The organism is Pseudoalteromonas sp. CO342X, from assembly GCF_004208915.1.
Lineage (GTDB): Bacteria > Pseudomonadota > Gammaproteobacteria > Enterobacterales > Alteromonadaceae > Pseudoalteromonas > Pseudoalteromonas maricaloris.
On record NZ_SGPH01000044.1, the window covers coordinates 1 to 7,170 of the forward strand.

Here is a 7,170-nt window from a genome sequence, read left to right on the forward strand (position 1 = left end):
ACAAAAACTAAGAAAGCTCGTAAGATATCGAACCGCTTGAAATACCTTGGAAAAACACCAAGTAAAACATCTCGCACCGGTAAAGAAGTCATTGCAAGAATGAAAGCGCAAGGTAAAATAAGAGAATCATTCGAAGGTACTCAATTTAAAGCAAGTAATGGTAGATGGTACCCCCTATCTCAGGCAGACATGGCTCATGACCCGACAGATGCAGTAAAGTGGTGGAATACTACGGGCCGACAATACGGCGCAAAATCAAAGGAAGTGCGAAAATGGATGTTAGATCCTGATAATTATACTCTCGACCATTACGCAATTAACCGCTCTGCTGGTGCTAAGCTTAACGATAGATATTTACCTCCTAAAAAATAAGGAAAGATAATGGAAAATTTACCCATAGACTTGCGCGATAAAATTGATGCTCTCTACATTTCTGCATACAAGGCATTAGAAGTCAAAAATGTTGACATCGCCCAAGAAAAAGCTGAGGAAGCATGGGGGTTATTACCTGAACCGAAATTTGATTGGGATGTCACTCTCAGTTTTGTTACCGGAATTTGTAAAATGTATCGAGAATTAAGCTTACACGAAAAAGCCCATAATATTATTAATGAGCTTTTAGACTCAGACCATTTAAATGACTATGATGATGGGCCATTATTTTTAAAAGGTACATTATACTTTGAGCAAGGAGAGTTTAAACAAGCATATGAATGGTTTGCTAAAGCCAATTCTATTTCACGAGGTAGATGCTTTGTAGAACAACCTAAGAAATACAAAACCTTCTTTAATGAGTATAACCAATGAATGTACATGACGAGATAGAAGAGTATTGCGAGCAAGGCAATGACCTTTTTGATGAAGAAGATTTTCAAGGCGCAATGACACTTTGGAAAAAAGCTTTCGATTTGCTCGCTGATCCAGATGAAGAGTGGGAGCAAGCCGTTTGGCTTAAAGTATCTATGGGGGATAGTTATTATATGCTTGATGAATATCAACAATCCCTAGATTCAATGCTGGATGCATTAAACTACCCTGAAGCACTTGACAACCCATTTATTCACTTTAGAGCTGGCCAGTGTCATTATCAGTTAGGTGATAAAGAGCGCAGTAAAAATGCTTTACTTAAAGCCTATATGTTAGCCGGAAAAGAAATTTTTGAAGACCATGGAGAGGATGGGCTTTTTTATTACGACTTTTTAAAGTCCGAAATCAAGTTATAAACCAGTTCTACGCAAAGGACAGCACATGACAGTTAGCATATATATCGTGCAATACCTTGTTCGATATATTTACCACAAAATTCAAGAGCCTTGACTTAAACGCCAAACAAAATATCACCCTTAAAGCGGGTCGCAGCCATCGCAGTGTTATCCAAAGTGATATAAACCTCAAGGCAGACAACAACCTCACCATCACCGCGCCGGCGGGAAGTCAAATCATTCAAAGCCAAGGCAATATCACGATTAAAGGCAGTGGCTCTGGCAACCTCACTCTTGCCAATAGCGGCAGTGAAATCAGTATTGACTCAAGTGGTAACGTCAACATCTTTGCGGACAAGTTACTGACCTTAAAAGGCAAAGCCATGACCGTGTTTGACGGTAGCATGGAGCAAGATATTGGCGGCAAACAAAGCGCCACTATGCCGAGTGTACCGCAAATTCAAGCGCTCTCAGAGAATGCTCGACTCTCACTTGCCGCCGATGGCATCGCTACCATGGCGAGCAGTACCATTCGATTTGCAAACGGCACAGCGCTGACCGGTAACTTAGATGACAGCGGTAAAGCAAAAATCGAGAATGCACCGCCCGGTCAATACACCGTGCAATATGGTGAGGACAAACGCGATTACCTGCCAGAAGATAATCGCCCTAAAAATCCACTGTATGGACAAATCACCCCAGCGCGAGCGGCTGAAATGGTACGCAGCGGCAATACTGCACCACTGATAGAAGCCAATGGCATTGCAACCCAAGCAGGTGATTGGTTGTGGGGCACACTACAATGCGACTTTAATCAAAACCCCTCCACGTCACAAATCGTGGTAGGTACCTTGATTTCCATGATACCAATTATTGACCAAGTCATGGATTTACGAGATATCACCGCCAATGTCATGTTACTGACCGACGATGATGAAGCCAACGACACTGACGCTTGGCTTGCCTTTACCCTAACGGGTATTGGTTTAGTGCCAGTAGTGGGCTCAGCAGTCAAAGGCGTAGGTAAGGTTATCTTAAAAAATACCGGAGAATCCCTTTCTGCTGCGCTTGCCGTTTTACGCAAGCTCGGTAAAGGCGACCCAGTTAAATACCTAAGAGACATCAACTGGCAAGACCTAGGAAAACAATCCGCCACGGAAGTTAAAAACATCGTCAAAGGCCTGCGCGATTCACTCGATGAAATGTCTAGCAGTTGGCACTACGACCTACTGCTTCCAGACGCCGCCATCGAAGGCATGCAAGCCACGGTAAAACGCCTAGACGACGTCACCCCCAAAATCGACCAGCATATGCAACAAGCCGCCCAAGAAATCGGGCAGCGAGTTAATAAAGCATTGGATGAATATCAAGGTCAATCACCAATTCGAGGCGTTACCGACAAGCCCACCAAAGCCAAAGCCGATGAATTGGAAGCGCCAAAAGGGAATGAGCTGCCGGGGGCGGCAATAAAACGTATGCCACAATACAACGTGCCTTGTTTTAAAAAGAATGCCAAAGGAACCACAGTTGAATATGACCGCCAATTAAAGGGACAAATGGACGGGCTAAATAGCATGACAGTAAAACAGTATCTTGAAAATCGCGATGCTTATAAAAAGATTGGCCGAAAAGGAACTGGTAAGGCGCAGAAGGCGGCTAGAGAAAAGTTTAAGAAAAAGTTAATTGACAAATACAAATTAGAGCTCCAAGAAAGTGGAGAGTACTTCGGCGAAGAAGCTGTTAGAAAAGCTGAAGAATTAGCAAAAAGGGACATGAAAACCCTCAATGCTTTACATAACCCTGATATGATTGCAGGGGGGTTAGATGAGGTAGTTGATTTAGGTGACGCTAGTGTTAACCAATCTATTGGCGCGCGATGGAATAAAAAAGGTTTTGATGATTCCGGTAAAAAGACTAAGTTAAGTCGTGTTGAGCTAATGGATAATGAGGCAGAGAAAGCACTAAAAGCATTGGGCCCAGATGCAAAATTGAATATGAATCTACATAGGTGCAAATAATGAACAAGTTTTTTGACAATTTTTATAACTTTGGTGGGTTTGGTCCAGCGATAGAAGCGATTCAACCAACAGATGAGCAACTCCAGTATTACCAAGGTATTTTACCTAATAATTTACTAGAGTATTGGAAGGAGTACGGCTTTTGTGGTTGGGGGAGTGGTCGCTTGTGGATGGTCAACCCAAGGGATTATCAAGATATCTTGACTGAATGGTTAAGAGGCACGAAGTTTGAAAAAATGCAAAATGACGGTATAGACAGCTTCCATGTAATTGCACTAGATGCATTCGGTGAGATCTATGTCTGGGGAAAGAATTCAGGGAATAGCATTTCAATAACAAGTAGTTATGGCATGATTTTCCCGACCTTTGATAATGAAAAATATGTTAGTAGAGGTGAAACTAGAAGCCTAGACCTTTTCTTTTCTATAAAAACAACTTCAGAAATTGATTTAGACGATATCAATGATCAGCCTCTTTTTGAACGAGCTGTCGAAAAGCTAGGCCCTCTTGAAAATGGAGAGATCTATGGCTTCGCGCCTGCTCTTGCCCTTGGTGGCGAACCTAAGCTTGAGAATCTCCAAAAGGTAAAAGCCACGGAACATTTAGCTTTCCTAGCTGCTCTAGGAGAAAAACGTGTTATGGCTGATATCGTTGCGCTATCTAACCAATTACCTCATAACCAATAGCACCTTTTTAAGTCTTTTAAATACACAGGTGTCGCCAGGCAAGAAGCAACTCTCCTTGCCTTAAAGCTCACTTCTATTTTCATACATGCTTTAAAAATTTAAGAATGGATGATTCTATCAATAGTTATTTGGTGATCGCGATGCATGAAAATATGCAAGATCGAAATGCCAATATCATTGGTCAAGAAATAAAACTTTAAAGGAGTTGTTATGGTCCGAGATACCTTTCGGGATAAATCCTATTTTGACGAAGCTGTAGAGTTCTATGAAGAAACTATATTAGAGGATGTCGCCGAACTCGACTCCAGTGATCTCACGATAGAAATCAAGATGAGAACATGCTTTGACCTGATAAATAATATAATCAGTTTGATGCATGTAAAATACTCTCGTGGTGACAGCGTAATAGAGTTCAAACCCCTTTTGAACGATGCGATAACTTATCGCCGAGCTCAAAAGAAGTTTGCCGATGAACTACCTCTAGAAGCACAAGCTGAGCGCATTGACTTAGAAGAGTTGCACCAAAGCGATTTACGGAACTATTTAAAGTTATTTAGCTTCGCCTACTGCTTAAATATGGGAAAAGATTACTACTTACAATTATTAGAGCTTATTGGAAATCAAGGACAAGATGCACTTTTCGATAAAATTGCGATAGCGCTAGGTGACACTAATCGCGAAATAGCAGCGGATACTCTGTTCAAAAAACGTTTCGGTAAGCTTTACAAAGTAGTTGAAGGAAGTCCAGAGCAACGTCCAGCACTTGCAAAGTCCTATATGGAGGCATGGTACGTCTTGGAGGAAAGTCCTGATATACATTTACTGGATAATGATGCTTACGATGGCTACTGGTGCTGGGAAATTGCGCTTGTTGTTAAATTATTCAATATTGATGATAGCAGCTTTATTGACCACCCATACTACCCTAAAGACCTCGTACATTGGCGAGAGAATCAGTAGGAGATAAAGGTGCGCGATACACGGAGAAGTAACGATTATTTCGAAGAGTTCTTAGTCGACATTGAAGTTGGCATTAAAGAAACACAAGAAGCCCTCGACGCAGGTAATTTTACCACACCTAGCGAACGAGTTAATGTTGCCCAGCGTATATATCAGCTCGCGATTATGCGAGCGGTAGCGCACTACTCATATGGTGCTCACCTTGGGGATATTAAGCGCTATACCGAAGCGATTTTGCCGTATCGCAAACAACTGACTCACTACTGTGATAAGTTACCTGCAAATCATCAAATATACCGTCACGCTTTTGAAAAGTTGGGCGGGCAAATCGATGCTGTCGGCTCCCCTAATATCAATCGTTATATCTACACTTTGTGGTGGCTGGCACTTTTACAAGCCTGTGATGTCGCTCCAGCTCATATTCAAGAAGTGCTCGATGTTATTGGCGAACGCGGCAAAGACACCTTACTTGATAATGTAGCCATTGCACTTGGTGATAACGATAGACCTATTTCGCCCACACTCTATTACCCTGAAATCTATCAAAACCTTTCACTCGCTTTTACAGTACCCAATGAACAAAAGCCTGATTTACTCAACCAATTTGCACAAAGTTGGTACAACAAGTTAGAGGGTTTGGCGGACTGGCATGATAATCACACCTGTGAATGCGAATTCGAGTACACGGATTATTATATTGGTTATTGGTGCTTTGAATTAGCTTTAGTCGCTAATGTTCTAGAAATACCAAGAGAATCTTTAGAAGATAGTGTTTATGTTCCGGTTGATTTAATCAGATAAACTTCTGCGCATGATTTTTAAGAAAGGATAGGCTGAAACACTTGGGTGTTGCAGGGCTAAGCCGCTAACCTTCACTGACAGTAGTCAGTCCCTCGATTTCCATGATACCGATTATCGACCAAGTCATGGATTTACGAGATATCACCGCCAATGTCATGTTACTGACCGACGATGATGAAGCCAACGACACTGACGCTTGGCTTGCCTTTACCCTAACGGGTATTGGTTTAGTGCCAGTTGTGGGCTCAGCCGTCAAAGGCGTAGGCAAGGTTATCTTAAAAAATACCGGAGAATCACTCTCTGCTGCGCTTGCAGTTTTACGCAAGCTCGGCAAAGGCGACCCAGTTAAATACCTAAGAGACATCAACTGGCAAGACCTAGGAAAACAATCCGCTACGGAAGTTAAAAACATCGTCAAAGGCCTGCGCGATTCACTCGATGAAATGTCTAGCAGTTGGCACTACGACCTACTGCTTCCAGATGCCGCCATCGAAGGCATGCAAGCCACGGTTAAACGCCTAGACGACGTCACCCCCAAAATCGACCAGCATATGCAACAAGCCGCCCAAGAAATCGGGCAGCGAGTTAATAAAGCACTGGATGAATATCAAGGCCAATCACCAATTCGAGGCGTTACCGACAAGCCCACCAAAGCCAAAGCCGATGAGTTGGAGCCACCAAAAGGGAATGAGTTGCCGGGGGCTAAACTCAAAGCTATAAAAATGAAGAAGTATAGACCTCCTTGCTTCATGCCTGGCGAAGACTTAGCGAAGAACTTTAAGGGTGGTAAGCAAGCTCTAGAAAAAGAGTTTTATAAACAACTAAAAGCTCAGCAGCACGGCATCAATAAAATGACGGTTGAACAATATTTAGAAAACCGTAAAACCTTGACTGACCTTGTTAAAGAGCATGGACATAAAAAAGCAAGAAAAATTCTAACGAATGGCGGAATGGCACAAGTATCAGCCAGAAAGAAGTTAGAGGACGAAATGTATGAATCAATATTAAAAAGTTTGAGAAAGCAGGGTATTAAAGGTCGAAATGCTGATAAAGTCGCAACAGAGAAGATAAAAGAACAAATGTCTCAGTTAGCTGCTTTACATGATCCTGACCTGATAGCGGGCGGTAGTGATAAGATCAACAAACTCGGAAATAAAAATGTAAACTCCTCTCTCGGTTCTCAGTGGTCTAAAGGGGGGAGAGTTTCCGGTATGGATGAGGCAGCAAGGGTTGCGTTGAGAACAATGGGCCCTACCACCCAAATGAATATAGAATTAGAACGGTGTAAGTAAGGAGGTTAGAATAATGACCAAACAATTTGAAATAGATGAAGATTTCGAGTGGTTTCTTGAAAAGTTTGAAGAGCCTAGTGAAAAAAATCAAGCCCCAGTAGAAATAATAAAAAAGTTTGAAGGTAAACTGCCTACTAGATTATTAGAATATTGGAGTGAATACGGATTTTCTGGTTTCGGGGAAGGGCTTTTTTGGTTAACTAATCCCGAT

9 protein-coding genes are annotated in these 7,170 nt (G+C 42.1%); all 9 read left to right on the forward strand.

Annotated features, from left to right (window positions below):
- Positions 1-372: GH-E family nuclease (locus EXT47_RS23430; RefSeq protein ID WP_205991277.1), on the forward strand; the 372-nt coding region annotated here is incomplete at its 5' end.
- A gap of 9 nt (positions 373-381) precedes the next feature.
- Positions 382-807: a tetratricopeptide repeat protein gene (locus EXT47_RS23435; RefSeq protein ID WP_130127729.1), complete on the forward strand. Its 426-nt coding sequence runs from the start codon at positions 382-384 to the stop codon at positions 805-807.
- Positions 804-1,223 carry a tol-pal system YbgF family protein gene (locus EXT47_RS23440; protein ID WP_130127730.1) on the forward strand — a complete coding sequence of 140 codons (420 nt, stop codon included), beginning with the start codon at positions 804-806 and terminating at the stop codon, positions 1,221-1,223. The genes EXT47_RS23435 and EXT47_RS23440 overlap by 4 nt, the downstream gene beginning before the upstream one ends.
- 56 nt (positions 1,224-1,279) lie before the next feature.
- Positions 1,280-3,220, forward strand: a complete 1,941-nt coding sequence (locus EXT47_RS24160; RefSeq protein ID WP_240701665.1) for a polymorphic toxin type 15 domain-containing protein — start codon at positions 1,280-1,282, stop codon at positions 3,218-3,220.
- Positions 3,220-3,906, forward strand: a complete 687-nt coding sequence (locus EXT47_RS23455; protein ID WP_130127731.1) for a GAD-like domain-containing protein — start codon at positions 3,220-3,222, stop codon at positions 3,904-3,906. The genes EXT47_RS24160 and EXT47_RS23455 overlap by 1 nt, the downstream gene beginning before the upstream one ends.
- 210 nt (positions 3,907-4,116) lie before the next feature.
- Positions 4,117-4,866: a PoNe immunity protein domain-containing protein gene (locus tag EXT47_RS23460; RefSeq protein ID WP_130127732.1), complete on the forward strand. Its 750-nt coding sequence runs from the start codon at positions 4,117-4,119 to the stop codon at positions 4,864-4,866.
- A gap of 9 nt (positions 4,867-4,875) precedes the next feature.
- Positions 4,876-5,667 (forward strand): PoNe immunity protein domain-containing protein, encoded by a 792-nt coding sequence (locus EXT47_RS23465; protein WP_130127733.1) that lies wholly within the window; start codon positions 4,876-4,878, stop codon positions 5,665-5,667.
- A 101-nt stretch (positions 5,668-5,768) separates the two neighbouring features.
- On the forward strand, positions 5,769-6,959 hold the full coding sequence (locus tag EXT47_RS23470; RefSeq protein ID WP_226899497.1) for a polymorphic toxin type 15 domain-containing protein: 1,191 nt from the start codon (positions 5,769-5,771) through the stop codon (positions 6,957-6,959).
- Positions 6,960-6,972: 13 nt separating this feature from the next.
- The coding region (locus EXT47_RS23475; RefSeq protein WP_276319750.1) for a GAD-like domain-containing protein at positions 6,973-7,170 on the forward strand (198 nt) is incomplete at its 3' end.

Coding starts and splice junctions, on each gene's coding strand:
- EXT47_RS23435 (WP_130127729.1), top strand. CDS start 382: ATGGAAAATTTACCCATAGACTTGCGCGATAAAATTGATGCTCTCTAC.
- EXT47_RS23440 (WP_130127730.1), top strand. CDS start 804: ATGAATGTACATGACGAGATAGAAGAGTATTGCGAGCAAGGCAATGAC.
- EXT47_RS23455 (WP_130127731.1), top strand. CDS start 3,220: ATGAACAAGTTTTTTGACAATTTTTATAACTTTGGTGGGTTTGGTCCA.
- EXT47_RS23460 (WP_130127732.1), top strand. CDS start 4,117: ATGGTCCGAGATACCTTTCGGGATAAATCCTATTTTGACGAAGCTGTA.
- EXT47_RS23470 (WP_226899497.1), top strand. CDS start 5,769: ATGATACCGATTATCGACCAAGTCATGGATTTACGAGATATCACCGCC.